Here is a 3163-nt window from a genome sequence, read left to right as displayed (position 1 = left end):
GTGGGGGCGGTGGGGGCCCGCCCCAGGGCCGCCCCACCGGCGGGGTGGGGGCCCGGGGCGCGCGGGGCCCCCTCGGGTGCGGGGCCGGCCGGCGCCCCCGGCCCGGGTCAGACACGCAGGAGGTTGCTGGCGGCCCGGCCGGGTCAGTGGACCGCGGGGCTGCCTGCCGAGGTGGGGAGGGCCGGAGCGGCGGCGCCGGGGGCGGCCGGGCCGGCCGCCTCGCCGAGCTGGCGAATGCCGGTCGTGAGGCCGCCGACCAGGTCGCCCAGGGAGAAGCTGGACGACATCGTGAGCGCGGCGAGCCCGGACGCGGAGTCACTGATCCGTTTGCGGGCGGCCGGAGTGGTGGCGACCCGCACGAAGCACTGCTCGGGTGAGACGACAATGAGCACGGCGGGATCGCGGGTCGGATCCTCGACGAGGGTCGACAGGATCCGCTCCGCGGCGAGCCGCACGTCGCCGCGCACCGACCCGAGCCGGACGCCGAAGCGGACGCCGCTGTGCCGCTGGGCGAGTTCCAACGCCCGATTCAGCCGCTCAAGCTGCTCCGAGGTGAAGGCTTCACCAGTTGCCACTGGCACCACCCGCGCCGGGGACGGCCTTCTCGGCCCGCTCGCCCTCGATCTCCTCCGGCTTGGTGCCGACCCAGACCTCGTCGTGCTCCCAGGGCTGGCCGGGCCGGTAGCGCGTCGGCCCGCTCTTGCGGCTGGACCAGGCGGCGAGCAGGATCGCGATCACGAACCCGCCGGCGATCGTGCCACCGTAGATCCCCCAGGTCTGCAGGGCGGTGAGCGGATCAGGGTTGTACTTGGTCCCGATCTCCCCGGCGGAGGCGGTTGCCGCGAAGACCGGCAGCGCGAACAGCGACAGGCCGCCGACGGTCAACACCCGGCGCAGAGCGGTGGCGCGCCGCGACGCCGGGCGGGCGCCCGACCCTCGTGACGAATGGATCATACCGGCGAGGGGCAGCCAGCGGGACCAGCGCGGTTGGCGTGGAGTCACGCAGCGAAGGTTACCGGGAAGTGGGTCGAGGGTCCTCTTTCAGGGGTGCCGACGGTCCCTGCTCGGGGGTGAGAAAGACCCCACCCGTAGCGGATGCGCCCCGCACCTCGGCGAGCAGCGCGCCGAGGCGCGCCACCGCGGGGTCGGTGCGCAGGCGCTCCACCGTGACCTCCTCGCCGTCGGCGTCGCGCACGGGCAGCCGCCAGTTGGGATAGGCGTCGACCGTCCCGGGCAGGTTGGGCTGGTGCAGGTCGCCGAGGGCGTCGCCGGGGGCGGCCAGCACGATGCGGCACGGTGAGCGCACCAGCAGCCGGTGCAGGGCGAAGGCGAGCTCGGTGCGGGCCGCCGGCGTGAACCGCGCCGCGCCCCCGGTCACCTCCGCCGGCCCGGTCACCTCGACCGGCCCGGCCACCTCGACCGGCCCGGCCACCTCGACCGGCCCGGTCACCTCGACCGGCCCGGCCACCTCGACCACTCCGGTCACCTCGGCCGGCCCGGTCAGCAGGCCCTCGGCTCGCAGCAGCTCGAGCAGCGCGTCCCGCTCGGCGCGCCAGCCGGCGGTCTCCGCCTGCTCGGACCGCCCGAGCAGGCCCAGCCCGGCCCGCAGCCGCACGTGCTCACCGTCGAGGTAACCGGCCGCGGTGGGCAGGTCGTGCGTGGTGACGCTGGCCATCGACGCCGCCCGGTACCGCGCCGGCGGCAGCGGGCGGCCGGCGTCGTCCTGCTCGAACCACAGCACCGTGGACCCGAGCACCCCCGTACGCGCCAGCGTCGTCGCCACCGACGGCTCGACGGTGCCCAGGTCCTCGCCCACGACGACGGCCCCGGTCCGCGCGGCCTCCAGGGCGACCAGCCCGAGCATCGCCTCGGCGTCGTAGCGGACGTAGGTCCCGTTCGCCGCCCCGGCACCCGGTGGGATCCACCACAGCCGGAACAGGCCGAGGATGTGGTCGATCCGCAGCCCCCCGCCGCGGCGCAGCACCGCGGCCACCATCTGCCGGAACGGGGCGTAGCCGGCGTCGGCCAGCGCCTGCGGTCGCCACGGCGGCAGTCCCCAGTCCTGGCCCTGCTGGTTGAACGTGTCGGGTGGGGCCCCCACCGTGGCGTCGACGGCAAGGACGTCCTGCAGGGCCCACGCGTCCGCCCCGCCCGGATCGACCCCGACCGCGAGATCGTGCACGATCCCCGCGGCCATCCCGGCGCCTCGGGCGGCGCCCTGCGCCTCGGCGAGCTGCTCGTCGCAGCGCCGCTGCAGCCAGGCGTGGAAGGCGATCCGGTCGGCCAGCTCGACACGGGCGGCCGCGACGGCGGGGGTGCCGGGATGCGCGAGCTGCGCGGGCCACGTCCGCCAGTCCGGCCCGTGCCGCTCGGCCAGCGCGCACCAGGTCGCGAAGTCGGTCAGCCCCGCGACGGCTTCCGCTGCGTCGCCGTCAGGTCCGCCGCCGCGCGCGGTCCGATACAGCAGCTCCAGGGCGGCGGACTTGGCCCGCCACACGGCGTCGCGGTCGAGCAGGCCGGCCGGCCGGCCGTCCCGGCGGGCCTCGCGGGCGAGCTCGTCGACGGCGGCCCGGGTCTGCTCGTCGGCCCTCGCGTACTCGGGCGTCGCCTCGGGCCGCAGGTAGAGCGGCGCGGCGAAGCGGCGGCTGACCGGCGAGTAGGGCGACGCCGCAACCGGCAGCGTCGGAGCGGCGGCATGGAGGGGATTGACGAGCAACACGTCCGCACCCGCCCGGCCGGACCAGTCCACGAGATCGGCGAGGTCGGCGTAGTCGCCCATGCCCCAGCTGGACGCCGACCGCAGCGCATAAAGCTGGATCATCCAGCCCCAGGCCCGCGCCGGTGCGGCAAGCGCCGGAGGCCCGGGCACCGCGTCCGGCACGGCGACGAGCGCACACCTGAAGCGCCGCGCCCCCACCGCGACGTGCAGCACATGGTCGCCCAGCGGCAGTCCGGCGGGCAGCGCGAGCGGCCGCGCCTCCCACGGCTCGCCGTCAAGGGTCCGGCGTTCTGCGGGCTCGCCCGGCGGGTCGAGGGGGATCCGCCGGCCGGTGTCGAGTTCGAGTTCGGCCTGCGCCACAGCGGCCGCCGGCAGGTGCACGACGATGGGACGCGGTGCGGCGGCCGACACCACGGCGCAGGCTGGCAGCCGGCGCCGCCAGGG

3 protein-coding genes are annotated in these 3163 nt (G+C 76.7%); all 3 read right to left on the bottom strand.

The window, feature by feature from the left end:
- Window positions 1–143 precede the first annotated feature (143 nt).
- Window positions 144–575: a DUF5130 family protein gene (locus tag ND748_RS28900; protein ID WP_251749349.1), complete on the bottom strand. Its 432-nt coding sequence runs from the start codon at window positions 573–575 to the stop codon at window positions 144–146.
- The gene (locus ND748_RS28895; protein WP_308205761.1) at window positions 562–1002 is read right to left on the bottom strand and encodes a hypothetical protein; all 441 of its coding nucleotides are present in this window, start codon (window positions 1000–1002) and stop codon (window positions 562–564) included. The genes ND748_RS28900 and ND748_RS28895 overlap by 14 nt, the downstream gene beginning before the upstream one ends.
- A 10-nt stretch (window positions 1003–1012) precedes the next feature.
- On the bottom strand, window positions 1013–3163 hold a 2151-nt coding region (gene malQ, locus ND748_RS28890), incomplete at its 5' end, for a 4-alpha-glucanotransferase (RefSeq protein WP_251749348.1).

Source organism: Frankia sp. AiPs1, from assembly GCF_023716945.1.
Classification (GTDB): Bacteria; Actinomycetota; Actinomycetes; order Frankiales; family Frankiaceae; genus Frankia.
This window is presented reverse-complemented; position numbering and strand designations above follow the sequence as displayed.